The sequence below is a fragment of the Actinoplanes palleronii genome (assembly GCF_016862315.1).
In the GTDB taxonomy this organism is placed as follows: domain Bacteria; phylum Actinomycetota; class Actinomycetes; order Mycobacteriales; family Micromonosporaceae; genus Actinoplanes; species Actinoplanes palleronii.
On sequence record NZ_BOMS01000015.1, the window covers coordinates 1 to 26065 of the forward strand.

Below are 26065 nucleotides of genomic sequence, written 5' to 3' on the forward strand. Positions count from 1 at the left end.
CTTGGTTTTGCGGCGCGCGCAGCTTGGTTTTTGCGGCGCTCGCGGCGGCCGGTCGGGCTCTCGCACGACCCCCTCGGGTGCGCTCGCCGGGTGCCGGGGCGCATCGACCGTGGTGCGGCACGGCTGGATCGATGGGTGATCCTCTGGCCGTGCTCATCGGCCGCCGCGAGCGGCCTACCCGCCCAGGGTAGGTGGCCCGGGAAAGGCCCGACAATGCCGCGTGGCGGGGCCGAATGTGCACCACCCGCACGCGGTGGTGCACGGCCGGCTCGGCGGCTTCGGCGAGCGCGGCGAAAAGTTGTCGGACCCCCGACGTACGGTGGTGGGCATGGCGCTCGACATCCCACGACTCGACAATCGCTTCGAGGTCATCAGCGACTACCAGCCCGCCGGTGACCAGCCCGCGGCGATCGATGAGCTGGAGCGGCGGGTCCGTGCCGGCGACCGGCACACGGTCCTGCTCGGCGCCACCGGCACCGGCAAGAGCGCGACCACCGCCTGGCTGATCGAGCGGCTGCAACGCCCCGCGCTGGTGATCGCGCCGAACAAGACTCTCTGCGCCCAGCTCGCCAAGGAGTTCCGCGAGCTGCTGCCGAACAACGCCGTCGAATACTTCGTCAGTTACTACGACTATTACCAGCCTGAGGCCTATATCGCCCAGACCGACACCTACATCGAGAAGGACTCCTCGGTCAACGAGGAGGTGGAGCGGCTGCGGCACTCGGCGACCATGTCGCTGCTCACCCGGCGCGACACGATCGTGGTCGCCACGGTCAGCGCCATCTACGGCCTCGGGACTCCGCAGGAGTACATCGAACGCGCCGTCAAGGTGAAGGTCGGCGGCGAGGTCGACCGGGACAAGCTGCTGCGCCGGCTCGTCGACATCCAGTACACCCGCAACGACGTGGCCTTCCAGCGCGGCACGTTCCGGGTCCGGGGCGACACCCTGGAGATCATCCCGGCGTACGAGGAGTTGGCCGTCCGGGTCGAGCTCTTCGGCGACGAGGTGGAGAAGCTGTACTACCTGCACCCGCTCACCGGCGAGGTGGTCCGCGAGGTCGACGAGCTGATCATCTTCCCGGCGACGCACTACGTGGCCGGTCCGGAGCGGATGGAGCGGGCGATCCGCGACATCGAGGCCGAGCTGGCTGAGCGGCTGGCCGAGCTGGAGCGGCAGGGCAAACTGCTCGAGGCCCAGCGGCTGCGGATGCGGACGACGTATGACATCGAGATGATGCGCCAGGTCGGCTTCTGCAACGGCATCGAGAACTATTCGATGCACATGGACGGGCGGGGGCCCGGCGATCCGGCGTACACGCTGATCGACTACTTCCCGGACGACTTCGTCACGGTCATCGACGAGTCGCACGTCACGATCCCGCAGATCGGCGGGATGTATGAGGGCGACGCCTCCCGCAAGCGCATCCTCATCGAGCACGGCTTCCGGTTGCCGAGCGCCGCCGACAACCGGCCGCTGCGGTTCGACGAGTTCCTGGACCGGGTCGGCCAGATGGTCTTCCTCTCCGCGACGCCGGGCAACTGGGAGATGGAGCAGGCGCAGGGCGAGTTCGTCGAGCAGGTGATCCGGCCGACCGGCCTGGTCGACCCGCAGGTGGTGGTCAAGCCGACAAAGGGCCAGATCGACGACCTGATGTATGAGATCAAGCTCCGGACCGACAAGGACGAGCGCGTCCTGGTCACCACGCTGACCAAGAAGATGTCCGAGGACCTCACCGACTACCTGCTGGAGAACGGCATCCGGGTGCGCTATCTGCACTCCGAGGTGGACACGTTGCGCCGGGTCGAGCTGCTCAAGGAACTGCGCAAGGGCGACTACGACGTCCTGGTCGGCATCAACCTGCTGCGGGAGGGTCTCGACCTGCCCGAGGTGTCGCTGGTGGCCATCCTCGACGCCGACAAGGAGGGCTTCCTGCGCAGTGGCCGATCGCTGATCCAGACCATCGGCCGGGCCGCCCGTAACGTCTCCGGCGAGGTCCACATGTACGCCGACAAGATCACCCCGTCGATGCGCCTGGCCATCGACGAGACGGACCGCCGCCGCGAGAAGCAGATCGCCCACAACGAGGCGAACGGCATCCAGCCCCAGGCGCTGCGCAAGAAGATCCACGACATCCTCGACGACATCTACCGCGAGGCCGAGGACACCGACTCGACGGTCTCCGGCTCGATGGTCGGCGGCGGCGGCCGCCAGATGTCCCGCGGCAAGGCCCCGGTCCCGGAGACCCGCTCGAAGGCCCGCGGTTCGGCCGGCCCGGCCCGCGAGGGCATGGCCCGCGCCGAGCTGGCCCAGCTCATCCAGGACCTCAGCGACCAGATGCTGGGCGCGGCGCGCGAGCTCCAGTTCGAGCTGGCCGCCCGGATCCGCGACGAGGTCAAGGAACTGAAGAAGGAACTACGAGGAATGGACATGACCGGCGTGAAGTAACCGCCCGGCGGTGCGGCCTGGCTCCGGGAGGTGCGGTCCGGCTCCAGAGGTCGGTCCGGCTCCGGCGGTGCGGCCTGGCTCCGGGAGGTGCGGTCCGGCTCCGGCCGGGTGGGGGCCGGGTCGGTCGGGCAGCCCGGCGTGGGGGTGCTGGTCGCCTGCTGCCCGCTGCCCGCCGGACGGCGCGGGATGTGCCCGCCCGCCGGTCCGGCCGCCGGTCCGGCGCCGGGGTGAGGTCAGGCGGCGCCGGGGCGGAAGCGGGCTCGGCGTCCGCGGTGGGCGAAGCCCAGTCGTCGATAGAGCGCCGCTGCCGTGGGATTGTCGACGTTGACGTTGAGCCAGACGTCGTGGTGGCCGTCGGCGGCCATCCGGGTCAGCGACTCCCGTATCAGGGCCGTGCCCACGCCGGTGCGCCGATCCCCGGGTGCCACTCCGACCTGGTCGATCCAGCCCTCCGCGGCCGTCACAAACCCGAGATCGGTGCCGGCGCCGAGCCCGTCGGCCGCGGACCGGACGGCGAGCAGCGACCACCGGGGACGGAAACCGACCTCCTCCGTCTCGGCGATCCACTGCTCCGCGGGCCAGCCGGGGAAGCCCGGGCGGTCCCGGAACGCGGCCGCATAGACGGCGTGGAACCGTCCCGCGGTGGCCGAACTCCACTCCAGCACCGAGACCCCGGCCGGCCACACCGCAGGCGGCAGCGGGCCGGCGGACAGGTCGGCCCGCATCACCTCCTCCGCGAAGATCTGCCGCAGCCCCCGCGAGGCGAAGAGCGCCGCGGCCCCCGGCGTCAGCCCTTCGGTCTCCACACTCACCAGCCCACGCTCATCGGCCCCGGCCCCGGCCCCGGCCCCGGCCCCGGCCCCGGCCCGGGCTGCGGCCCCGGCCCGGGCTGCGGCCCCGGCCCCGGCTGCGGACCCGGAGCCGACATCGACGCCTGAGCTGGCGCTGGGGGAGGAACCGGGGCCGGAGTCGGACCCGGTGCTGAAACCGATGCCGACGTCTGAGGTGGTGCTGGGGGAGGAGCCGGACGCTGCGGCCAGCGCCAGATCCAGAAGGCGCCCGCCCCAGCCCCTGCCGCGCGCGGCCGGTTCGACGAGCCCGGTGACGATCGCTCTCGTGTCCCGGTCCGCGGCGGGGCGCACCGCCGCTGCTCCGAGCAGCCGGCCGTCGCCGTCACGGGCGACAAAAAGCTGCCCTCCCTCGGCTGACCAGCGGCTTCGCAAGAAATCCGGATCCACGGCGAGGGGCATGCCGCCGTCGTGCTCCCAGCACCGATGCGCCAGCGCCACGAGTTCGCCCTCGTCGAGCCGGCCCGCGCCGACCCACACCTGGCCGGACCAGCCGCCGCCCGGCGGATGGATGGACGTCATCCTGCCAGCCTAGAGAGCGGCCGAAAGGTCGTTCAGGAGCGACTGCCGGGCGGCCGCAAGAGCGCTGCGGGAGTGAGCAAAAGCAGTCAGAAGGCCCACTGGGTGAGGGACCGCTGTTCGGCAGGTGGGCCGCTTGGTGAGCGGCCGCCGGACGGCAGCCTGGCCGCTGGGTGAGGGGCCGCCGGACGGCAGGAGGCTGCGGACAGCGACCACCAGCAACCAGAGAGGACCCCGGCCGGGATCAGGCGGCGAAGAAGTCGTGGTCGGCGTCCGGGCGGCCGTCCGGGGCCGGTACGTCGGTGAAGAACTCCGCCACCGGCGGCTGAGCGAGGGCCCCGGCGATCAGCGCCCGCCACTGGGCGAACCGCTCGGTACGCCGGAAGTTGTGCTCCTGTGCCTCCATCGACTCCCAGCTGACCAGCAGCGCATACCGCGGCGACACGTCGGTGGACCGTTTGAGCCGGACGCCGTGGCAGCCCTGCGCGCCGGCGATGACCGGTCGGGCCAGCTGGTAGGCGGAGATGAAGTCGTTCTCTCGGCCGGGTAAGACGTCGATAAGCGTCACTTCGAGGAGCATGCCCGCAAGCGTCCCATACGCACCAGATGGCGCAACGGCGAGTGTAAGGCGGAGGAAGCGGCGGCAGGAGTTACGTGCCGGTAGTCGCCCCACTGAGTGGTTTGGAGAGCGAGCCCCGCCACTCCTGGCCTCCCGATGTGTCGATCGGGGCCCGGATGCGCAACAATGGGCGACGTGGGAGGGGAGTATTCCCCCGCTCCGGTGTCGTCAACACGGAACACTCGGCTGGGTGACCAGCTGGGGAAGCCCGGGGCCGGAGGTCGCGTCACAGTGCGCGGCGGAAGAGACCTCCGACAGTCGCACGTCGCTGCTCCTTTTCGATCTCTCGCGAGGGCGCAGCGACGACTCGTGTCTGCCGGAGGATGATTGTGAACATCTCAGCCTGGGTCTGGATCGCCACACTGGTGGCGCTGGTGGCCGTGCTCGCCGTCGATCTGTTGATCATCGGGCGCCGGCCGCATGAGCCCACCATGAAGGAAGCCGGCGGCTGGGTCGCGTTCTACGTCGGGCTCGCGCTGCTCTTCGGAGTGGGTGTCTGGGCCGTCGCCGGCGGGCAGTATGCCGGGGAGTTTTACACCGGCTGGCTCACCGAATATTCGTTGAGTGTCGACAACCTCTTCGTCTTCGTGATCATCATGGGCCGGTTCGCGGTCCCGCGCCGGTTCCAGCAGAAGGTGTTGCTGATCGGCATCGTGCTCGCGCTGCTCATGCGGGGCGCGTTCATCGCGGCCGGCGCGGCACTGATCACGCAGTTCTCCTGGGTCTTCTACATCTTCGGCGCGTTCCTGGTCTACACCGCGATCACGCTGGTCAAGGGTGGGGAGAACGACGAGGAGGACTTCAAGGAGAACCTGCTGATCCGCTGGGCCAAGCGGGCGCTGCCGATCTCCTCCTCGTTCGCCGAGGGCCAGTTCCGGGTGGTCACCTCGACCGGCAAACGGCTCTTCACCCCGATGCTGATCGTGATGATCGCGATCGGCACCACCGACCTGATCTTCGCGCTCGACTCGATCCCGGCGATCTTCGGCATCACCAAGGAGCCGTACCTGGTCTTCACCGCGAACGTCTTCGCGCTGATGGGCCTGCGCCAGCTCTTCTTCCTGCTCGGCGGCCTGCTGGAACGCCTGGTCTACCTGAACATCGGTCTCGCCTTCGTGCTCGCCTTCATCGGCGTGAAGCTCTTCCTCGAGGCGCTGCACACCAACAACCTGTCGTTCATCAACGCCGGTGACGGTCTGCACTGGGCGCCGGAGATCCCGATCTGGCTGTCGCTGCTGGTGATCCTCGGCACGCTCGGCATCGCCACCGTCGCCAGCCTGGCCAAATCCGCCCGGGACCGCAAAAAAGAACTGATCTCCGCAGGACAATAAAAACCCTTTTCGGGTACGACGTGAGCACGCAGGCCCGGGCGACCGATGTCGCCCGGGCCGCTGCCTGTCCACCACCCGCACCGCCGCCCCGCCCCGGCTGAGCGCCGGAAAGCAGAAGCAGCGGCCCGGGCCCGCCCCGGCGCCGGAAAGCCGGCCGCGGCCGCGCCCCGGGAAAGCGGAACGCCCCCGCCGGACCCGGCGAGGGCGTTCAGGTGACGCTGATTACTGGTTCTTACGACGCGAGGCGGCGCGCCCGCGGGCGTTCTGGTCGAGAACGACCTTGCGGATGCGGACGGTGGCGGCGGTGACCTCGACGCACTCGTCCTCGCGGCAGAACTCCAGGGACTGCTCCAGCGACAGCCGGCGCGGCGGGATCACCTTCTCGGTGTTGTCGGCGCTCGCCGCCCGCATGTTCGTGAGCTTCTTCTCCTTGGTGATGTTGACGTCCATGTCGTCCTCGCGAGAGTTCTCGCCGACGATCATGCCCTCGTACACCTCGGTGGTCGGCTCGACGAAGAGCTGACCGCGCTCCTGCAGGTTGATCATCGCGAACGGGGTGACCACACCGGACCGGTCGGCGACCAGGGAGCCGTTCTGCCGGGTGCGGAGCTCGCCGAACCACGGCTCGTGGTCCTCGTACAGGTGGTGCATGATGCCGGTGCCGCGGGTCTCGGTGAGGAACTCGGTGCGGAAGCCGATCAGGCCACGCGCCGGGACCAGCCACTCCATCCGGAGCCAGCCGGTGCCGTGGTTGGTCAGCTGCTCCATCCGGCCCTTGCGGGTGGCCAGCAGGGTGGTGATGGCGCCCATGTACTCGTCGGGCGAGTCGATGGTGAGCCGCTCGACCGGCTCGTGGATCTTGCCGTCGATGACCTTGGTGACCACCTGGGGCTTGCCGACGGTCAGCTCGAAGGCCTCGCGGCGCATCTGCTCGACCAGGATGGCGAGGGCCAGCTCACCACGGCCCTGCACCTCCCAGGCGTCCGGGCGCTCGGTGTTCAGGACGCGGAGCGAGACGTTACCGATCAGCTCCTTGTCCAGACGGTCCTTGACCATCCGGGCGGTGACCTTGGAGCCCTTGACCTTGCCGACCAGCGGCGAGGTGTTGGTGCCGATGACCATCGAGATGGCCGGCTCGTCGACAGTGATCAGCGGCAGCGGGACCGGGTTCTCGGCGTCGGCGAGGGTCTCGCCGATCATGATCTCCGCGATGCCGGCGACGGCCATGATGTCGCCGGGGCCGGCCTTCTCGGCCGACTTGCGCTCCAGGCCCTCGGTGATCAGCAGCTCGGAGATACGGACGTTGGAGACCGTGCCGTCGGTCTTGCACCAGGCGACGGTCTGGCCCTTGCGGATCCAGCCCTCGCGCACCCGGCAGAGCGCCAGGCGGCCGAGGAACGGCGACGCGTCGAGGTTGACGACGTGCGCCTGGAGCGGGGCGCCCTCGGTGTAGGTCGGGGCCGGGATGGTGTTGAGGATCGTGCTGAACAGCGGCTCGAGGTCGTCGCTGTCTTCCGGGACCGAGCCGTCCTTCGGCTGGTTCAGGGTGGCGATGCCGTCACGGGCGCAGGCGTAGATGATCGGGAACTCGATCTGCTCCTCGTCGGCGTCCAGGTCGAAGAAGAGCGCGTACGTCTCGTCCACGACCTCCTTGATCCGGGCGTCCGGCCGGTCCACCTTGTTGATCACCAGGATGATCGGCAGCTTGGCGTGCAGCGCCTTGCGGAGCACGAAGCGGGTCTGCGGCAGCGGTCCCTCGGACGCGTCCACCAGCAGCACGACGCCGTCGACCATGGTCAGGCCGCGCTCCACCTCGCCGCCGAAGTCGGCGTGGCCCGGGGTGTCGATGATGTTGATGACGACCGGCTCGCCCTCGGCCGGCTTGTAGCTGATCGCGGTGTTCTTGGCGAGAATGGTGATGCCCTTTTCCCGCTCCAGGTCCATGGAGTCCATGGCACGTTCGGCCATCTCTCCACGCGCGTGGGACTGACCGCCCTGTCGGAGCATGGCGTCGACCAGGGTGGTTTTGCCATGGTCGACGTGAGCGATGATGGCGACATTGCGGAGGTCGGTGCGGGTCTGCATGAACCCCATTGTCCCCGGTTCAGGTTGCCGTTCGTGACACGGGGTCAAGTCCCGAACCTTGGGTTCTTTTGGGCGATTTGCCGGTCACTGCCGCGAGATCGTCGGCTGTTAGCGTTCCTCATCGATATATGCACGGGGAAGGGCTTCATCGATGAAGGTTCGTTTGCTCGCGGTAGCGACAGCAGTGCTGATGGTGACCGCGGGATGTGGTCTCCTCGGCGGTGGTGATGACGACACGTCGTCGGGCTCGGCGCCGGTGGCGGTGACGGCGGCCGACTCGCCGGAGCCGGAGGAGTCGCCGGCTCCGGAGGAGACCGAGGAGGAGTCGCCCACGCCGAAGCCGAAGCCGTCGAAGACCACGACGTCGAAGAAGCCGACGGTGAAGGCCACGCCGACCGAGGATCCGTTCAACCGCCAGCTGCCGGACTGTGCCAAGTACGTCGGCAAGGCGGTCTCCTTCGCCAAGGCGAAGGCGGCGCTGAACGCGGCCGCGGCGAAGGTCTACTGGCCGATCAACGCACCGAAACTCAAGGTGCCGGCCGAGCTGGTCCGGGTGGTCGCCTGGCACGAGAGCGGCTGGGTGTCGAACATCCAGAACTGTGACGGCGGGTACGGCCTCATGCAGGTCATGCCGGACACCGAGGACTTCATCAACGGCCGGTTCACCAAGTCCTACGACGCCGACGACTACCGGCAGAACGCCATCCTCGGCGCCAACTACCTGGCCTGGCTGACCAAGTACTTCGGAGAGAACTTCTTCAAGAACGACTACAGCCTGAGCACGTCGAAGTGCAAGACGGACGCCTCGCCCTGCCTGCTGAACATGGTGATCGACGGCTACAACATGGGCGCCGGTTCCACCGAGACGGCGTTCAAGGACGGCAAGAAGTTGTCCAACCCCGAGTACGTCGCCCTGATCCGGGCGAACATGCGCGACTGCGACTGCGACCGGTACTGAGCCCGGGGCGGTCCGGGGCGGTCCCGGGCTGCGAGCTACACTGGTTCCGGACCCGAGACCCCGCTTACCAGCCGTTTTGACCGTGTAGTCAACGCGGTAGTAAGGTCTCGGGGTTGTCGTGTGTCGTTGATGCTGGCGAGCTGCGTTGTCTCGGCCCGCAGCTCACCCTAAGGAGCCTTACCCGATGCCTCCCAAGAAGAAGACCCATGAGGTAACCCTCGCGCTTGAGGCGGGTAACGCCGCGATGGTCGACCTCGGTAAGATGCTCGGCCCGACCGGCGCCAACATGCGCGCCGTCAAGGTCGAGTACGACGAGGCCACGTCGAAGAACCGGGGCGAGATCATCCCGGTCATCGTGAGTGTCTACGAGGACCGCAGCCACACGCTGGTCTACAAGACGCCGCCGACCAGCTTCCTGATCCGCAAGGCTCTGGGCATCCAGTCGGGCGCGTCCAACCCGCTGACCCAGCACGTCGGCACGCTCAGTGTCACGCAGGTCAAGGAGATCGCGGAGCGCAAGATGCCCGACCTCAACGCGAACGACATGGACGCCGCGATTCAGATCGTCAGCGGCACCGCGCGTTCGATGGGTGTCAAGGTTTCTTCCTGACCTCTCATGCGTGCGAACGGCCCTGGACCTGACGGTCCGGGGCCGTTCCCCGTTCCGGGACGTCCCGGTCACCGCGCCTTGGGTGTGACGACCTCGTCGAGCAGGCCGTACTCCAGGGCCTCGGCGGCGCTCAGGGTGCGCCCGGCGGAGAGGTCGTCCTCCACCCGGCTGCGCGGCCGGCCGGTCAGCTCGGCCAGCCGCACCACGATCTCCTCCAGCTCCCGCAGGTGCTGCCCGGCCGCGGCGGCCACCTCGTCGGCGGTGCCGGTCACCCCGGCGGCCCGTGGCTCGGTGAGCCGGAACCGGGCGTGCCGGTAGGCGGCCCGGCGGTCGGTGGCCGACAACACGGCCAGGGCGGCGCCGCCGGCCTCCGAGGTGACGAGCGAGTGCACCGGGGAGACCAGCGCGTCGATCACGTCGACCACCGCGAGCGCGGCGCTCAGATCACCGCCCGGGCAGGCCACGTGCACCTGGATCGGCGCCGTACCGGCCGCGTCCAGGGTGAGCAGCGCGGCCGAGATGCCGGTCGCCAGGTCGCTGGTGAGCTGGCCGCGCAGCATCACGATGCGCTGGTCGAAGAGTCGTTCCTCGAGCCAGCCGGGGAAGGCCGGCCCGCCGGGCGGCAGGTCGAACGGCTGCTGCGGCTGGTGCGGCGGGAAACCCCACCGCGACGGATCATGTCTGAGGTTCACGGAGCGCCTCCACGTTCACCGGTGGGCTTTCGCCAGCGTACGCGGGAGTCTTTCGCCTCGGCGCCGCCTGGGGCACATCGGAAACGTACCGATAACCGTGAGCCGCTAGGGTCCCGGCATGTCCGGACCTCGCCGCCGATCCGCGCTGCTGGCGCGCCTGGCGGACCGGCCGGCGGGCAGCGCCCAGAGCGCGATCGTGGACGACCTGCGGGCGATCATCCTGCACGGTGAGGTACCGCCCGGCTCGGCGATCCCGGTCGACGCGGTCGCCGCCGCGTTCGGGGTCAGCCGGATCCCGGTGCGTGAGGCGCTGATGACCCTGATCGGCGAGGGCCTCGTCGACCACCGGCCGAACGGCGGCTACCGGGTGGCCATGATGACCGCCCGGGAGTTCGGTCAGATCTACCTGGTCCGGGAGGCGCTCGAGTCGGCGGCGCTGCGCGCTGCGGTGGCCGGGGCCACCCCCGAGGACGATCGGCAGGCACGGTCCGCTCTTCGGTCGCTGGACGCGGCGAGCGAGGCCGACGACGGGGGTACGTCGTACCACCGGGAGAGCCGGCGGTTCCACCTGGCGCTGATCGGTCCGTGCCGGATGCGCCGCCTGCTGCACATGCTCGAGGCGGCGTGGAACATGACCGAGCCGTTGCGCCCGATGTCCCATCTGACCGCCGGCGACCGGGAGCTGCTGCACTCGGACCACGCCGGGATGCTCGCCGCGTTCCTGCGCCGGGACCCGGAGGGGCTCGCCCGGGCCTGCGCCGACCACCATCACCGGCTGCAGGGCTTCATCTCCGCGCTGCCCCAGCACACCGGACTTTTCGCCGAGGGTGACTGATTTCACATCGTCCACAGTGTGGGAGCCGAGGCCGGTTCGCGGGACCGGGGCGCCGCGATGGGAGCGCTCCTGACCTGCCGATCGTGCGGATCGGCGAGGGTTCGACAGATCATTGACGACGGATGGACGGAGTGGTCCGCGTCGCGTGCCTGACAACCGGAACCGATCACTGCCGGTACCGTGCCGCCAGTGCTGATCGCTGAACGTTACCGCCTGGTAGGACCCTTGGGCCAAGGTGGCATGGGCCGGGTCTGGGCGGCCCGCGACGAACTGCTCGGCCGGGATGTGGCGATCAAGGAATTGGTGCCACCGGCCGGGCTGACCGAGGACGCCCTGCGCGGGCTCCGTGAGCGGTCCATCCGGGAGGCGCGCGCCATCGCCCAGGTGGACCAGGCGAACGTGGTCCGGGTCTTCGACGTGGTGTTCGACTCCGGTGACCCGTGGATCGTGATGGAGCTGGTGCCGTCCCGGTCGCTCTACGACGTGCTCCAGGCCGAGGGGCCGATGGCGCCGGACCAGGTGGCCCGGGTCGGGCTGGGCGTGCTCGCCGCGCTGCGGGCCGCGCACCGGGCCGGGCTGCTGCACCGGGACGTGAAGCCGGGCAACGTGCTGCTCGCGCACGACGGCCGGGTGGTGCTGACCGATTTCGGACTGGCCACCCTGGCCGGGGACTCCAGCATGACCAGCACCGGTGTGGTGCTCGGTTCGCCGTCCTACCTGGCGCCGGAGCGTGCGCTGGACGCCGAGATCGGGCCGGCGGCGGATCTGTGGTCGCTGGGGGCGACCCTGTACGCGGCCGTCGAGGGGCGGCCGCCGTACGCGAAGTCGTCGCCGATGGCGACCCTGGCGGCGCTGGCCACCGAGCTTCCGGCCCCGCCGGCCCGGGCCGGTGCGCTGCGGCCGGCGCTCGTCGCGCTGCTCCAGCGGGACCCGGCACAGCGCGCGGACGCCGAGACGGCCTACCGGTTGCTGATGGCCGCGGCGGAGCAGGACGGTCCGGCGGCCGCGCAGGCCCGCTTCAACGAGCAGCCGTTCGCGACACCGCCTCTCGCCGCGCCCGCCGCTGCGCCGGCCGACGGAGCGACCCCGCCCGCCGCCGCGCCGGCCAGCGGAGCGACCCCGCCCGCCGCCGCGGAAGCGACTCCGGTCAACGGGGCGACCCCGGCCGCGGCGCCGCCGTCCAAGGAAGTGACTCCGGTCAACGGGGCGACCCCGGCCGCGACGCCGCCCGGCAAGGGAGTGACGTCGGCGGACAGCAGCGCGACCACGGCTGCCGCCGCCGGCCCGGCTCCGGTCGTACCCACAAAGGGGTCGACATCGGCCACCGCGGACCTGGCGCCGGAACGACCTGCCCCCGCGCCGGCCGGAAGGCCGCGGTGGCGACGCCGCAGCCTGGTGGCCGGAGCGATCCTGTTGATCGTGGCCGGTGTCGGCGCGCAGCAGATGCTCAGCGCACCCGAGGGCGCGGCCGAGACACAGTCCCCCGGCGTGATCGCGGTGTCCTCCGGACCGGCCCTCACGCCCGCCGGCGCCCCGGCGGCAGTGCCCTCCGCGCGCCCGACCCGCGCCAACGCGCCCTCCGCGCGCCCCGGAGCCACCACCGGCAAGCCCGCGCAACCCACGAAGCCGCCGGCCGGAACCGTGACCGTGACGGTGACCCCCAGCACCGCCAAACCCACCGCGACGACCGCCGCCACCACGACCGAACCGGCGCCGGTCGGGCGGCAGATCCGCAACCACGGCACCGGCACCTGCCTCTACGCGCCGAGCACCACCGGCCTGCTCAAGCTGTGGGCCTGCACCGGCGCGGCGACGCAGATGTTCAGCTTCCCGGCCGACGGCACCATGCGGGTGCGCGGGCAGTGCGCGCAGATCTCCAGCACCGCCAACGGCACTCAGCTGCGGCTGGCCGGCTGCACCGGCGGGACCGCGCAGCAGTTCAACTACAACGCGGCGAGTGACCTGACGAGCGGCTGGGGCTACAAGTGCCTGGACGTGCCGGACGCCAACACCGCGAACGGGGTGACCGCGCAGATCTGGGAGTGCTCCGGCGCCGACAACCAGAAATGGACCTACTGAGACCTGGAACGGGTGAATTCCGGCCGGTAATGGTGCCCGGTAGGACGACTTTGGCCCAGAATGTCCCCACGATGAAATCTTCCGTGCTCACCACCCTGGTCGCCCTCGCCGCCGTCCTCCCGGTCGCGGTGCCCGCCCACGCCGCGCCGCCCGCACCGGACGGCGGCCGGATCTCCCTCGCGGCGCTCCGGGAGGCCACCCTGGACGTGCCGGCCTGGCCCGCCGACAACGTCCAGGGCCCGTCCGGCCCGCTGCGCTTCCACCACGGCGAGGTGACGGTCGCGCCGAGGACCGTGCCGGACGGCCGCCCGCCCTACGGGCAGTCGATCGTGATCCTGTCGGTCAGCTACGGCGACATCGACCACGACGGCACCGACGAGACCCTCGTCGTGCTGGGCTGCCTGATCGAGGGCGGCAGCAAGCAGATCGTCGCCTACGACCGGGACGCCGACGGCCGCATCGTCTCCCGCGGGCAGGTCGCCGCGACCACCGGCGAGGTCCGCGACCTCAGCAACACCGGCGTCCGGGTCGACGGGTCCGGCGTGGTGACCGCGCGGGTCGCCGACTATCAGCGCTGCTGCGCCGACCGGACCCCGCAGAGCTGGCAGACCCGCGGGTACGCCCTGCGCGACGGCCGGTTCGCGCAGGTCAGCGGGCCGACCCGGATGCCGCTCAACCCACGGGTGACCGAGACCCGGCTCACCGCCGACGACCTGATCCTCGGCCGGCCGGTCGGCGGATTCCGGTCCGGCGGCGTCGACGTGACGGTCACCCACCACCGGGGCGCCCATCCCGAGCGGGTCACCCTGACGTTCTACCCGCCGGAGGGTCTGGAGCGCTCCGGCAGGTGGCCCAGGGTGACCGGCGGAACGGACTCGTTCAGCGTGACGGTCGCCGCGCCCGCGGCGGGTGGCAGCGTCACCCACCGGTTCACGTTCCGGCTGCCGGTCGGGGTGTCCGCCGGCGAGCTGGCGATCGCGCTGGACACCGTGCCGCAGCTGAGCCCGGCGATCCCGTGGCAGGGCAGCGCCACCGCCCGGATCCTCGGGTAGCCGCCCGGCCTGGTGGGCAGCCGCCCGGCCTGGTGGGCAGCCGCCCGGCCCGGTGGGCAGCCGCCCGGCCCGGTGGGCAGCCGCCCGGCCCGGTGGGCAGCCGCCCGGCCCGGTGGGTGGCCGCCCGGCCCGGGCGGGTAGCCGAAGATATACATTTCCGCTCATCGCTGTGAAACACCTGGTTCTTAGCGTGTTCGCATGTCCGACACCCTCTCGAGCAAGCCCGAGGACCTGGTCGAAGCCGCCGGCATGCCGGCGGGCAGCGGCATCATCAAACCCGGATACGACCCCCGCCTGACCAACGAGGACCTGGCCCCGCTGCGCAAGCAGACCTGGGGCTCCTACAACATCTTCGCGTTCTGGATGTCCGACGTGCACAGCGTCGGCGGGTACGTCACCGCCGGCTCGCTGTTCGCGCTCGGCCTGTCGAGCTGGCAGGTGCTGGTCTCGCTGGTCGTGGGCATCACGATCGTCTACTTCTTCTGCAACCTGGTGGCCAAGCCGAGCCAGGCGACCGGCGTGCCCTACCCGGTGATCAACCGGGTGGCGTTCGGTGTGCTCGGCGCGAACGTCCCGGCCATCATCCGGGGCCTGATCGCGGTGGCCTGGTACGGCATCCAGACGTACCTGGCCTCGGCGGCGCTGGACGTCGTCGTGCTGAAGCTCTGGCCCTCGCTGCTGCCCTACGCCGACGTGAACCAGTACGGCTTCCTGGGCCTGCCGCTGCTCGGCTGGTGCACCTACGCGATCCTCTGGGTGCTGCAGGCCGCGGTGTTCTGGACCGGCATGGAGACCATCCGCCGGTTCATCGACTTCTGCGGCCCGGCCGTCTACGTGGTGATGTTCGCGCTGACCGGCTACCTGATCTACAAGGCCGGGTGGAGCGCGATCGACCTGAACCTGGGCGAGGTGAAGTACACCGGGCTCGACGCCGTGCCGATCATGCTGGGTGCGATCGCGCTGGTCGTGTCGTACTTCTCCGGTCCGATGCTGAACTTCGGCGACTTCTCCCGATACGGGAAGTCGTTCACAGCGGTCAAGAAGGGCAACTTCCTCGGCCTGCCGATCAACTTCCTGATGTTCAGCATCCTGACCGTGGTGACGGCCAGCCTGACCCTCCCGGTCTTCGGCGAGCTGATCACCGACCCGGTGGCGACGGTGTCCCGGATCGACAGCACGTTCGCGATCGTCCTGGGCGCGCTGACCTTCACGATCGCCACGATCGGCATCAACATCGTCGCGAACTTCATCTCGCCGGCGTTCGACTTCTCCAACGTCAGTCCGCAACGGATCAGCTGGCGCGCCGGCGGCATGATCGCCGCGGTCGGCTCGGTGCTGATCACCCCGTGGAACCTCTACAACAACCCGGACGTCATCCACTACACGCTGGAGACGCTCGGCGCCTTCATCGGCCCGCTGTTCGGTGTGCTGATCGCCGACTACTACCTGGTGCGCAAGCAGCAGGTCGACGTGGACGCGATGTTCACCATGGCGCCGGAGGGCAAGTACTTCTACAAGAACGGCTACCACCTGCCGGCGATCATCGCGACCGCGGTGGGCGCGGTCATCGCGATGATCCCGGTGCTCTGGACCGGCGGGCCGGGCATGCACACCATCGCTCAGTACAGCTGGTTCATCGGGTGCGGCCTGGGCTTCGTGACCTATCTCGGACTCCTTAAAAAGACCGTCTGATGCTGATCAGGGTCATCAATCCCAACACCACGGCGTCGATGACCGCGTTGATCGAGGCGAGCGCCCGGGCCGTCGCCGGCCCGGGCGTCGTCGTCGAGGGGATCACCCCGGCGATGGGCCCGGCCTCGATCGAGAGTCACTACGACGAGGCCCTCGCGGTGCCCGGCCTGCTCGCCGAGGTCGCCGCGGGGGAGCGGGCCGGCGCCGACGGCTACGTGATCGCCTGCTTCGGCGACCCCGGCCTGGACGCGGCCCGGGAGATCGCCGCCGGGCCGGTGGTCGGCATCGCCGAGGCCGCGATGCATGCGGCCACGCTGCTGGGTCGCGGTTTCAGCGTGGTGACAACCCTTTCCCGTACGACGGGCAGAGCCCTCGACCTCGCCCACCGCTACGCACCGGCCGGCGCCTGCAAGGGGGTCTGGGCCTGCGACATCCCGGTCCTGCGACTGGAGCACGACCCGGCCGTCCTGCCCCGGGTCGTGGAACTGGCCCGCACCGCGCTGGCCCGGGACGGCTCCGACGTGATCGTGCTCGGCTGCGCCGGGATGGCGACGCTCTGCGCCGACGTCTCCGCCGAGCTGGGCGTGCCGGTCGTGGACGGCGTCGCCGCCGCGACCGTGCTGGTCCAGTCCCTGGTCACGCTGGGCCTGCGCACCTCGAAACGGGACGAGTACGCGTCGCCGCCGGCCAAGGCGTACGCCGGCCTGCTCGCGGAGTTCAGCAGGCGTTGAGGCGCCCTGCGACGATGCGGCGGTGCTGACGAACATGATCGAGTCCTCGCTGCCCGCCGAGGCCGGCACCGTGCTCGACCTGGCGCCGGGTGGCGCCCCCGGCTCCTGGCTGACCCTTGACGACACCGGCCGGGTCGGCCGCTGGGACATCGGCTCCGGAACGTGGCGGCACCTCGCCACCGCGGCCCGGCAAGGACAGCTCCGGCTGCACACCGGCCCCGCCGGACCGCCGGGAACCGCCTCGACGTCTCGGACGTCGCCACCGGCGAGCTGCTCACCGCCGGCGAGCAGGACCTGGACTACTTCCACGGCGAGCTCCACCTGAGCCCCGGCGGCGACCGGCGGGTGCGCACGGCCACCTATTTCTGACCGGCGTGCAACCCGGCGGCAACGGGAGTCGTCAGGGAGGTGTGACAGCGAAGGAGGCCTTGTGAGAAGCGAGCGTGACGAGCAATTCCACCGCTTCGTGGTGTCCCGGAGATCCGGCCTGGTGCGTACGGCCACTCTGCTCACGGCGGGTGACGCGCACCTGGCCGAGGATCTGGTCCAGTCGACGCTGACCAAGCTGTACGTGGCGTGGCCGGCGTTCCAGCGTGCCGACAACCCGGACGGTTATCTGCGCCGGGTGCTGGTCAACGCGCTCACCGACGAGCGGCGGCGCTGGTGGCGGCGCCGGGAGGAGTCGATGGCAGACGTGCCCGACCGGGCCGGCGCCGAACAGGTGGCACAGGGTGAGGTGGCGGACGGGCTGCGCGCGGCCCTGAAGCAGCTGCCACCACGGATGCGGGCGGCGTTGGTCTTCCGCTACTTCTACGACCTCGACGTCGCTGACACCGCCGACGCCCTCGGTTGTTCCGAGGGAACGGTGAAGAGCCAGACCGCCCGGGCCCTCGACCGGCTCCGGACGGTCATCGGTCAGAACCCGTCACTCGCCCACCTCTGAGCAGAGGATCACCATGACGAACCTGCGTGAGCAGTTCGAAGCCCTGGCCGGTTCCCCGGCCGCTCCCACCACCGCACAGACCGACGCCGACCTGGCCCGCGGCCGGGGCGCGCTGCGCCGCCGCCGGGCGCTGCAGGCGGCCACCGGCTCGGCGTTCGCGATCGTGGTCGCCGCCGCGGCCGTCGCGTTCACCACCACGAGCACCCCGGCGCCCAGCACCCCGCAGGCCGCCGCCACGACCGCCACGGCCACCACCGGCGTGACCACGAGCGCCGCGTTCGCGCTGGTGGCCTACAAGGGGGAGCAGCCCGCCGGCTTCTCCATCGACAAGGTTCCGGCCGGCTGGGAGGTCCAGGGACTCGACGAGAACCTGCTGACCCTGGCCCCGGAGGGTGCCAAGCCGCGGAACAGCGCGGAGCCGCAGGGCAACGAGGCGGACACCGACCCGTACAGCTTCGTCGGCAAGGTCGTCGTGACGCTGCAGTCGCTCGACGAGCAGGGCACGCCGGCCGGCGAGGCCGTCAAGGTCGGCGGCAAGAAGGCCACCCTGGTCAAGAAAGAGGGCGCCAAGGACGGCCGGACCCTCTACGTCGCGCAGCCGTCCGGCGTGAACCTGCAGATCCAGGTCTGGGACGGCATCGGCTGGTCCGCCGACCAGATCGTCGAGTTCGCCGAGGGCATCCACGTCAACCCGAACGCCAAGCAGGGCCGGGGCTGACCCGAGTAGTACCGACGAAGCCGCCGGATCCGGACGCGCCAATCGCCCGGATCCGGCGGCTTACACGTCTACCACCCCCGCGCACGCCAGGTGGCCAGGTGGGGGCGCTCGGCGCCGAGCGTCGAGTCCTTGCCGTGGCCCGGGTAGAACCAGGTGTCGTCCGGGAAGCGGTCGAACAGTTTGTGCTCGACGTCGTTGATCAGTGAGGTGAAGTTCTCCTTCACGCCGCGGGTGTTGCCGACCCCGCCCGGGAAGAGGCTGTCGCCGGTGAACAGGTGCACCCGGCCGCCGTCCGGTTCCTGGTAGGCCAGCACGATCGAGCCGGGCGTGTGGCCCACCACGTGGATCACTTCGAGTGTGTGCGCGCCGACCTCGACGACGTCGCCGTCGCGCAGTGTGCCGGTGACCACCGGCAGGGCGCCGGCGTCGGCCGTGTGGGCCAGCGACTGCGCGCCGGTGGCCGCGACCACCTCGGCCAGGGCGTACCAGTGGTCGTGGTGCTGGTGGGTGGTGACCACCGTGCGCAGGCCCGCGTCGCCGGCCAGCTTCAGCAGGTCGGCGGCGTCGTTCGCGGCGTCGATGAGCAGCTGGTCGGTGCCGGCGGTCAGCAGGTAGGCGTTGTTGTCCATCGGGCCGACCGACACCTTGCGCAGGGTCAGGCCGCCGCCGAGGTCACGGGTGCCGGGCGCGGTACCGGTGTAATCGTCGGTCATCGGGATCTCACTTCCACCGAGCGGGCTGGGGGAGTTCGCCGTCGGGCGAGACGGTCAGGTCGGTGCCGTCGGCGCGGCCGGACAGCCAACCGGCGATCGAGCGGAGCGGTCCGCCGATCGCCGGGCCGTCCGCCGAGCCGATCACGATCGCGTGGTCGACCGCGGCCGGGTGCAGGACCATGGCCGGCGCCGAGGCCGGCAGGTCGCCGGCGATCTCCCGGAGCAGCCGCAGCGCGAACGCCTCCGACCAGTCGGCCGGGGAATACGCCAGGCCGAGGTCGACGTGGTGCACCTCGACCTCGCGCAGCCGGGCCCAGGGCACCGCGGCCGCGGACCGGTTGATGGCCGGCAGGTGGAACGTCCAGGCGGCGGCCGGCATCGCGGCGGCCGCGTCGGCGAACCGCTCGTGCGCGGCGCGGATGTCGGCGACCTGCTCGGCGAGCGGCCGGGCGGCGCCGGCCGTGATGCCCGCCTCCCGCGCGTCCGCCGTGGCGTAGGCCGGGGTCTCCACCCCGGTGCGCGCCCAGGTCAGCAGGTTCGTATAGGCGTCGGCGTTGCGGGCCACGTGGGTCAGGACGTGCCCGACGGTCCAGCCGGGCAGCGCGGACGGCGTCCCGATCACCGAGTCGTCGAGGCCCTCGGCGGTCCGCAGCAGCGTCTCGGTGGCCTGCTCGACGTCGGTCATCAGGACCAGTGGGTCGATCGTCACGGGACCGACCCTAGCCGGTTCCGGGCGCTTGCCCGAGCGCTGTGCGCCGCACCGCGGAATTCGCTTTCGCGGTGATGACCGTGACCGTACCGTCGATCCCGAGACGCGTCGCTCACAACGAACCCGCGGAGGAGGTGAGGCACGTGTTGTCCGCTGATCTCGCGTCCCTTCACCCGGGGGCCTTCGCCCCTACTCGACCGTAAAGGGTTCCCATGTCGTTCGACCTGTCCCAGCTCGGCTGGGACGAGACCTTCCTCTCCTCCTACCGTCCTTTCGACCGCAAGGACACCGTGCCCGGCCGGGTGCTGCGCGCCGACCGTGGGGTCAGCACCGTGCTCACCGCGACCGGCGTGACCCGGGCCAGTCTGGGCGGCAACGCGCTGCTCGAGACGGCCCGCGACCCGTCCCGGCTGCCCTGTGCCGGTGACTGGGTGGTGCTGCGCGACTGGCCCGACCGCCGGGTCACCCTGGAGCTGGTGCTGCCCCGGCGGACCGCGCTGATCCGGCGCACCGCCGACAAGGACTCCTCCGGCCAGGTGCTCGCCGCCAACATGGACACCGTCGCGGTGGTCGAGCCGATCTTCCCCGAGCCGAACGACGCCCGGGTGGAACGGCTGCTGGCGCTGGCCTTCGAGTCCGGCGCCGACCCGATCCTGGTGCTCACCAAGAGCGACACCGCGCCGGATCCGCAGGCGGTGGCCCGGCAGCTCGCCGAGCTCGCCCCCGGCGTCCCGGTCGTCCCGGTCAGCGTGCACCGTGGCGACGGGCTGGACCGGCTGCGCGAGTTCGTCGCACCGGGCCGCACCCTGGCCCTGCTCGGCAGGTCCGGCGCCGGTAAATCGACGCTCGCCAACGCGCTGGCCGGCACGACGGTGATGCCGGTGCAGGCGATCCGGGACGCGGACGGCAAGGGCCGGCACACCACGGCGTACCGGAATCTGGTCACCGTGCCGGGTGGCGGCTGCGTGCTGGACACCCCGGGCATCCGCGGGGTCGGCCTGCTCGACACCGGCTCCGGCCTGGAACGGGCGTTCGCCGACGTGGTCGAGCTGGCCGGGCACTGCCGCTTCGACGACTGCGGGCACGAGGTCGAACCCGGGTGCGCCGTGCAGGCCGCGCTCGCCGACGGCGTCCTGCCGCCTCGCCGCCTGGACAGCTGGCGGAAGCTGCGGCGCGAGGTCGCGGTGGAGAGCCGGCGCCGGACCGTCCGCTTGGCGACCGCTCCGCGCCGCCGGCCGCACTGACCTTTTTCCGGTACGAGGGGCAGAGCTGCCCGGGCGGGTGACCGGGCGGCTTTCACCTCGTACCGGAAAAGGGGTGAGAAGGACCTCAGCGGAAGCGTAAGCGCACCTCACACCGTGCCCCGCAGCTGCGCCGCGTTTGCCGGATGGTCAGGTGGCTCTGGCAGAATCCGCCCGATGCGCGCGGCGGAGGAGTTGCTCGAGAAACAGGTCGTGCCGGTATCCGAGCAGATCGGAGCCGGTTTCCGCCGGTGGCGGCGGAGCGATCTGTGGGTCGTGCTGGGCTTCCTCGCGCTCGCGGTGTTCGTGCTGATCCGGCTCTGGATCGACCCGAACGGCCGGATCCTCGACCGCAACGACGACGACCACGGCATCTTCCTGTTCATGCTGGCGCACGGCGAGCGGGTGGTCTTCGACGGCGCCTCACCGTTCTTCGAGAGCCACCTGAACGCGCCGGTCGGCGTGAACATGATGGCGAACACCGCGGTCCTGGCGCTCAGCCTGCCGCTCGCACCGGTGACCCACTTCCTCGGCGGCGGCGTCTCGGTCGCGCTGCTGCTCACGCTGGGTCTGGCCGGCACCGCGACGGCCTGGTACTGGCTCTTCGCCCGGCACCTGGTGCGCAGCCGGGTGGCGGCGGCGATCGGTGCGCTCTGGTGCGGCTTCGCGCCGACGATGATCTCGCACGCCAGCGGGCACGTGAACTTCGTCAATCAGTACCTCGTCCCGATCATCCTGTGGCAGGTGCTGCGGCTGCGCGAGCCGGGCCGGGCGGTGCGCGGCGGGATCGTCCTGGGCCTGCTGATCGTGGTGCAGATCTTCATCAACGAGGAGACGCTGCTCTTCCTCGCGCTCACCCTGGCGGTCTTCGTGCTCGCCTACGCCGCGATGCGCCCGCGGGAGGTCCACGAGGTGGCCAAGCGGTTCACGGCCGGGCTCGGCGTCGCCGCGGGGGTCGCGCTGGTGCTGGCCGGCTACCCGCTCTGGTACCAGTTCTTCGCGCCGGGCAACTACCACGGCCAGCCGTTCGCGCCGAGCGACTTCGTCACCGACCTGTGGTCGATCGCGGCGTTCCCGCGGCAGTCGATCGCCGGGACGGAGGCGATGGACCGGCTGAGCGTCAGCGCCACCGAGGACAACACGTTCTTCGGGCCGTTCGGCCTGATCATGATCGTGGTGTCGACGGTGATGCTGTGGCGCTCGGCGGCCGCCCGGTCCGCGGCGATCGCCGGGCTGGTGCTGCTGCTCGCCTCGATGGGGCCGCGCCTGCAGGCGGGTGGCGTGCGTACCGGCATCCCGCTGCCGTTCGGGCTGGTCAGCCACATCCCGGTGATCGACCTGGTGAGCGTCACCCGGTTCGCCATGGTGCCGGCCACCATCGCCGGGATCCTGCTGGCGCTGGCCGCCGACCGGATCCGCGAGTCGTCCCCGGCCCGCCGCCGGCGGTTCTGGATCGGGATGGCCCTGGCCCTGGTCCCGCTCTTCCCGAAGCCGGTGCCGGTGGTGCAGGGCGACCCGATGCCCGCGTTCCTCACCGCCGGGCTGTGGAAGCAGTATGTGCCGGAGGGCCGGACGCTGGTCACCGTGCCGCTGCCGGACGTGACAGTGGGCCGGACCGGGCAGCGCTGGGCCACCCTGCAGAACCTGGACTTCGCGGTGCCGCGCGGCTACTTCATGGGCCCGGCGAACCCGCCCGCCGACGACACCGGGTCGTGGAAGGCGCCCGACCGGTTCACCTCCCAGCTGTTGATCCGGGTGCAGCTGACCGGGATGCGGCCGTACCTGACCACGGTCGAGCGGGACCGGGTCCGGGCCGACCTGGCGTACTGGCGGGCGGCGGTGGTGGTGCTGGTGCCGCAGACCCCGAACGCGGTGGCGCTGCGGGCCACCCTGGTCGACGTGCTGGGCGAGCCGGAGAGTGTCGGCGGCGTGGAGATCTGGGCTCTGCGGGATCCCTCCGGCGGGTGACGTTCATCCGCCCGTTCTGCGGGAATGTCCGTCATGTGAGAGGCGCTCCGTCTAGGCCGACGAAAAATGTCATACCCCGTCGCTAGAGTGTCTGCTCGACTCATACACATGTACGGAGAGGCTGGCAGTGGCCGACCGACTGACTATTCGTGGCGCTCGCGAGCACAACCTTCGCGACGTCAACCTCGACCTGCCCCGCGACGCCCTGATCGTCTTCACCGGGCTGTCCGGGTCGGGCAAGTCCAGCCTCGCGTTCGACACGATCTTCGCCGAGGGGCAGCGGCGGTACGTCGAGTCCCTGTCGTCGTACGCGCGGCAGTTCCTCGGCCAGATGGACAAGCCGGACGTCGACTTCATCGAGGGCCTGTCCCCGGCCGTCTCGATCGACCAGAAATCGACCTCGCGCAACCCGCGTTCGACCGTCGGCACCATCACCGAGGTCTACGACTACCTGCGCCTGCTGTTCGCCCGCACCGGCGTCCCGCACTGCCCGGTCTGCGGAGAGCGGATCAGCAAGCAGACCCCGCAGCAGATCGTCGACCGGGTCCTCGCGATGCCCGAGGGCACCCGCTTCATGGTCCTCGCCCCGGTGGTCCGCGGCCGCAAGGGGGAGTATGTCGATCTTTTCGCCGAGCTCCAGGCCAAGGGCTATGCCCGGGCCCGGGTCAACGGTGTGGTGCACCCGCTCACCGAGCCGCCGAAGCTGAAGAAGCAGGAGAAGCACACCATCGAGGTGGTGGTCGACCGGCTGAGCGTCAAGGCGAGCAGCAAGCAGCGGCTGACCGACTCGGTGGAGTCCGCACTGGGCCTGGCCGGCGGCATCCTGCTGCTCGACTTCGTCGACCTGCCGGAGGACGACCCGGAGCGCGAGCGCCGCTTCTCCGAGCACCTGGCCTGCCCGAACGACCACCCCCTGGCGATCGAGGACCTCGAACCGCGGGTCTTCTCGTTCAACGCTCCCTACGGCGCCTGCCCGGAGTGCTCCGGCCTCGGCACCAAGAAGGAGGTCGACGCCGAACTGCTCGTGCCCGACGAGGAGAAGAGCCTCAACGAGGGCGCGATCCAGCCGTGGGCCGGCGGCACCACCCAGGAGTATTTCCTGCGCCTGCTGGAAGCGTTGGCCAAGGCCGAGGGCTTCAAGCTCGACGTGCCCTGGCGGGCCCTGCCCAACCAGGCACAAAAAACCATCCTGTACGGGTCGGAAGACCAGGTCCACGTGCGCTACCGCAACAAGTACGGCCGGGAGCGCTCCTACTACACCGGCTTCGAGGGCGTGGTGCAGTGGATCGAGCGGCGGCACAACGACACCGAGAGCGACTGGTCGCGCGACAAGTATGAGGGGTACATGCGCGACGTGCCCTGCTCGGTGTGCGGCGGCGCCCGGCTCAAGCCCGAGGTGCTCGCGGTCACCGTGGCCGGCAAGAACATCGCCGAGGTGTGCAACCTCTCCATCGGCGAGTGCTCCGAGCTGCTCTCCACGCTCGAGCTCGACGACCGGCAGAAGCTGATCGCCGAGCGGGTGCTCAAGGAGATCAACGCCCGGCTGCGCTTCCTGCTCGACGTCGGCCTGGACTACCTCTCCCTGGACCGTGGCGCCGGCACCCTCTCCGGCGGCGAGGCGCAGCGCATCCGGCTCGCCACCCAGATCGGCTCCGGCCTGGTCGGCGTGCTGTACGTGCTGGACGAGCCGTCCATCGGGCTGCACCAGCGGGACAACCACCGGCTGATCGAGACCCTGGTCCGGCTGCGTGACCTTGGCAACACCCTGATCGTGGTGGAGCACGACGAGGACACCATCCGTACCGCGGACTGGATCGTCGACATCGGCCCGGGCGCCGGCGAGCACGGCGGGCACATCGTGCACAGCGGCTCGGTCGAGGGGCTGCTGGCCAACGAGAAGTCGCCGACCGGGGCCTATCTCTCCGGCCGCAAGTCGATCCCGCTGCCGGAGGCCCGGCGCCCGCAGACCGCGGGCCGCGAGGTGGTCGTGCACGGCGCGCGCGAGCACAACCTGCGCAACCTGACCGTGCCGTTCCCGCTCGGCCAGTTCATCGCGGTCACCGGTGTCAGCGGCTCGGGCAAGTCGACCCTGGTCAACGACATCCTGCACACCGTGATGGCGAACCAGATCAACAAGGCCCGGCAGGTGCCCGGCCGGCACACCAAGGTCACCGGCCTGGAGCACGTGGACAAGGTCGTCGGCGTGGACCAGTCGCCGATCGGCCGCACCCCGCGGTCCAACCCGGCGACGTACACCGGCGTCTTCGACCACGTCCGCAAGCTGTTCGCGGAGACCGCCGAGGCCAAGGTGCGGGGTTATGGCCCGGGCCGGTTCTCGTTCAACGTCAAGGGCGGCCGCTGCGAGAACTGCTCCGGCGACGGCACCATCAAGATCGAGATGAACTTCCTGCCGGACGTGTACGTCCCCTGCGAGGTCTGCAAGGGCGCCCGGTACAACCGGGAGACCCTCGAGGTGCACTACAAAGGCAAGACCATCTCCGAGGTGCTGGAGATGCCGATCGAGGAGGGTGCCGAGTTCTTCTCGGCGCTGCCGGCCATCCACCGGCACCTGCGCACCCTGGTCGACGTCGGCCTCGGATACGTGCGTCTCGGCCAGCCCGCGACCACCCTCTCCGGTGGTGAGGCGCAGCGCGTCAAGCTCGCCTCCGAGCTGCAGAAACGCTCCACCGGCCGGACCGTCTACGTGCTCGACGAGCCGACCACCGGCCTGCACTTCGAAGACATCCGCAAGCTGCTGATCGTGCTCAACGGCCTGGTCGACAAGGGCAACACGGTCATCACGATCGAGCACAACCTCGACGTGATCAAGACGGCCGACTGGCTGATCGACATGGGCCCGGAGGGCGGCAGCAAGGGCGGTCTGGTGCTGGCCACCGGCACGCCGGAGGAGCTGGCCGAGGTGCCGTCCAGCCACACCGGTCAGTACCTGCGGCACATGCTCGGCCTGACGGGTGAGGGTGGCGGCGCGGCTGCCGCCAGCGCCCGGGGCGCCAAGGCGAACGGGGAGAAGGCGGTGGCGACCAAGCCGCGGGCGACCCGGTCGCGGGCCAAGGCCGCGGTCTAGATCCGCCGTCGACGGACCGGCTCGGGGCTTCCCGGGCCGGTCCGTCGTGTTTCCTCCCGGTCTGCAGGGCTGCGTTGCGGAAACGGTCGGGACACCACGGTGAGTGCTCGCTGGCTGGGCTCGGCTGGTGCTGGCGGCCGTTATCGCGGGCGGGAAAGGGCCGTGAGGACCAGCCGGGGCGGCGCACTGTG

General features: G+C 70.6%; 21 protein-coding genes. 15 read left to right on the forward strand and 6 right to left on the reverse strand.

Features of this window, described 5'->3' with window-relative positions:
* The first annotated feature begins 328 nt into the window (after positions 1–328).
* Positions 329–2446 (forward strand): excinuclease ABC subunit UvrB, encoded by a 2118-nt coding sequence (gene uvrB, locus Apa02nite_RS05840; RefSeq protein ID WP_067704886.1) that lies wholly within the window; start codon positions 329–331, stop codon positions 2444–2446.
* A gap of 233 nt (positions 2447–2679) precedes the next feature.
* Here the strand turns inward: uvrB and Apa02nite_RS05845 are convergent, their stop codons facing one another.
* Together Apa02nite_RS05845 and Apa02nite_RS05850 are read right to left on the reverse strand one after the other, a co-directional pair.
* On the reverse strand, positions 2680–3816 hold the full coding sequence (locus Apa02nite_RS05845; RefSeq protein WP_203824157.1) for a GNAT family N-acetyltransferase: 1137 nt from the start codon (positions 3814–3816) through the stop codon (positions 2680–2682).
* Between the two features lie 241 nt (positions 3817–4057).
* Complete coding sequence (locus Apa02nite_RS05850; RefSeq protein ID WP_203824158.1) at positions 4058–4393, reverse strand: antibiotic biosynthesis monooxygenase family protein; 336 nt, start codon at positions 4391–4393, stop codon at positions 4058–4060.
* A gap of 374 nt (positions 4394–4767) precedes the next feature.
* Between Apa02nite_RS05850 and Apa02nite_RS05855 the strand changes: the two genes are divergently transcribed.
* Positions 4768–5763, forward strand: a complete 996-nt coding sequence (locus Apa02nite_RS05855) for a TerC family protein (RefSeq protein ID WP_203824202.1) — start codon at positions 4768–4770, stop codon at positions 5761–5763.
* Positions 5764–5985: 222 nt separating this feature from the next.
* On the opposite strand, the gene typA is transcribed toward Apa02nite_RS05855, so the two are convergent.
* Complete coding sequence (gene typA, locus Apa02nite_RS05860; protein ID WP_067704884.1) at positions 5986–7848, reverse strand: translational GTPase TypA; 1863 nt, start codon at positions 7846–7848, stop codon at positions 5986–5988.
* Between the two features lie 151 nt (positions 7849–7999).
* On the opposite strand from typA, the gene Apa02nite_RS05865 reads away from it, so the two are divergent.
* Both Apa02nite_RS05865 and Apa02nite_RS05870 read left to right on the forward strand, forming a co-directional pair.
* Complete coding sequence (locus Apa02nite_RS05865; RefSeq protein WP_203824159.1) at positions 8000–8806, forward strand: transglycosylase SLT domain-containing protein; 807 nt, start codon at positions 8000–8002, stop codon at positions 8804–8806.
* A 184-nt stretch (positions 8807–8990) separates the two neighbouring features.
* Positions 8991–9416, forward strand: a complete 426-nt coding sequence (locus tag Apa02nite_RS05870; protein ID WP_067704271.1) for an uL11 family ribosomal protein — start codon at positions 8991–8993, stop codon at positions 9414–9416.
* A gap of 68 nt (positions 9417–9484) precedes the next feature.
* Here Apa02nite_RS05870 and Apa02nite_RS05875 read toward each other — a convergent pair whose 3' ends face one another.
* Positions 9485–10108: an ATP-dependent Clp protease proteolytic subunit gene (locus Apa02nite_RS05875; RefSeq protein ID WP_067704268.1), complete on the reverse strand. Its 624-nt coding sequence runs from the start codon at positions 10106–10108 to the stop codon at positions 9485–9487.
* A gap of 118 nt (positions 10109–10226) precedes the next feature.
* On the opposite strand from Apa02nite_RS05875, the gene Apa02nite_RS05880 reads away from it, so the two are divergent.
* The 8 genes from Apa02nite_RS05880 (at position 10227) to Apa02nite_RS05915 (ending at position 18158) form a co-directional block, all read left to right on the forward strand.
* Complete coding sequence (locus Apa02nite_RS05880; protein WP_203824160.1) at positions 10227–10943, forward strand: GntR family transcriptional regulator; 717 nt, start codon at positions 10227–10229, stop codon at positions 10941–10943.
* 180 nt (positions 10944–11123) lie between these two features.
* Positions 11124–13022: a protein kinase domain-containing protein gene (locus Apa02nite_RS05885; RefSeq protein WP_425548343.1), complete on the forward strand. Its 1899-nt coding sequence runs from the start codon at positions 11124–11126 to the stop codon at positions 13020–13022.
* A gap of 71 nt (positions 13023–13093) precedes the next feature.
* Complete coding sequence (locus Apa02nite_RS05890; protein WP_203824162.1) at positions 13094–14074, forward strand: hypothetical protein; 981 nt, start codon at positions 13094–13096, stop codon at positions 14072–14074.
* Between the two features lie 198 nt (positions 14075–14272).
* Positions 14273–15766: an NCS1 family nucleobase:cation symporter-1 gene (locus tag Apa02nite_RS05895; protein ID WP_203824163.1), complete on the forward strand. Its 1494-nt coding sequence runs from the start codon at positions 14273–14275 to the stop codon at positions 15764–15766.
* Positions 15766–16497, forward strand: coding sequence for an aspartate/glutamate racemase family protein (locus Apa02nite_RS05900; protein ID WP_203824164.1), 732 nt, complete (start codon positions 15766–15768; stop codon positions 16495–16497). The genes Apa02nite_RS05895 and Apa02nite_RS05900 overlap by 1 nt, the downstream gene beginning before the upstream one ends.
* Positions 16498–16519: 22 nt before the next feature.
* Entirely contained in the window at positions 16520–16822 is a 303-nt protein-coding gene (locus Apa02nite_RS05905) for a hypothetical protein (protein ID WP_203824165.1), read from the forward strand.
* 105 nt (positions 16823–16927) lie between these two features.
* Complete coding sequence (locus Apa02nite_RS05910; protein WP_067704246.1) at positions 16928–17440, forward strand: SigE family RNA polymerase sigma factor; 513 nt, start codon at positions 16928–16930, stop codon at positions 17438–17440.
* A gap of 13 nt (positions 17441–17453) precedes the next feature.
* Positions 17454–18158, forward strand: coding sequence for a hypothetical protein (locus Apa02nite_RS05915; protein WP_203824166.1), 705 nt, complete (start codon positions 17454–17456; stop codon positions 18156–18158).
* Positions 18159–18226: 68 nt separating this feature from the next.
* On the opposite strand, the gene Apa02nite_RS05920 is transcribed toward Apa02nite_RS05915, so the two are convergent.
* Together Apa02nite_RS05920 and Apa02nite_RS05925 are read right to left on the reverse strand one after the other, a co-directional pair.
* Complete coding sequence (locus Apa02nite_RS05920; protein WP_373872848.1) at positions 18227–18877, reverse strand: MBL fold metallo-hydrolase; 651 nt, start codon at positions 18875–18877, stop codon at positions 18227–18229.
* A 1-nt stretch (position 18878) separates the two neighbouring features.
* Positions 18879–19580, reverse strand: coding sequence for a maleylpyruvate isomerase family mycothiol-dependent enzyme (locus Apa02nite_RS05925; RefSeq protein ID WP_203824168.1), 702 nt, complete (start codon positions 19578–19580; stop codon positions 18879–18881).
* A 212-nt stretch (positions 19581–19792) separates the two neighbouring features.
* Here Apa02nite_RS05925 and rsgA point away from each other — a divergent pair, with 212 nt between their 5' ends.
* From rsgA to uvrA, 3 genes are all read left to right on the forward strand, one after another.
* A complete protein-coding gene (gene rsgA, locus Apa02nite_RS05930; protein ID WP_203824169.1) occupies positions 19793–20824 on the forward strand; it encodes a ribosome small subunit-dependent GTPase A in 1032 nt (343 codons plus the stop codon).
* Positions 20825–20998: 174 nt separating this feature from the next.
* Complete coding sequence (locus Apa02nite_RS05935) at positions 20999–22789, forward strand: hypothetical protein (RefSeq protein ID WP_203824170.1); 1791 nt, start codon at positions 20999–21001, stop codon at positions 22787–22789.
* Between the two features lie 127 nt (positions 22790–22916).
* Positions 22917–25874 carry an excinuclease ABC subunit UvrA gene (uvrA, locus tag Apa02nite_RS05940; protein ID WP_067704228.1) on the forward strand — a complete coding sequence of 986 codons (2958 nt, stop codon included), beginning with the start codon at positions 22917–22919 and terminating at the stop codon, positions 25872–25874.
* Positions 25875–26065 lie beyond the last annotated feature (191 nt).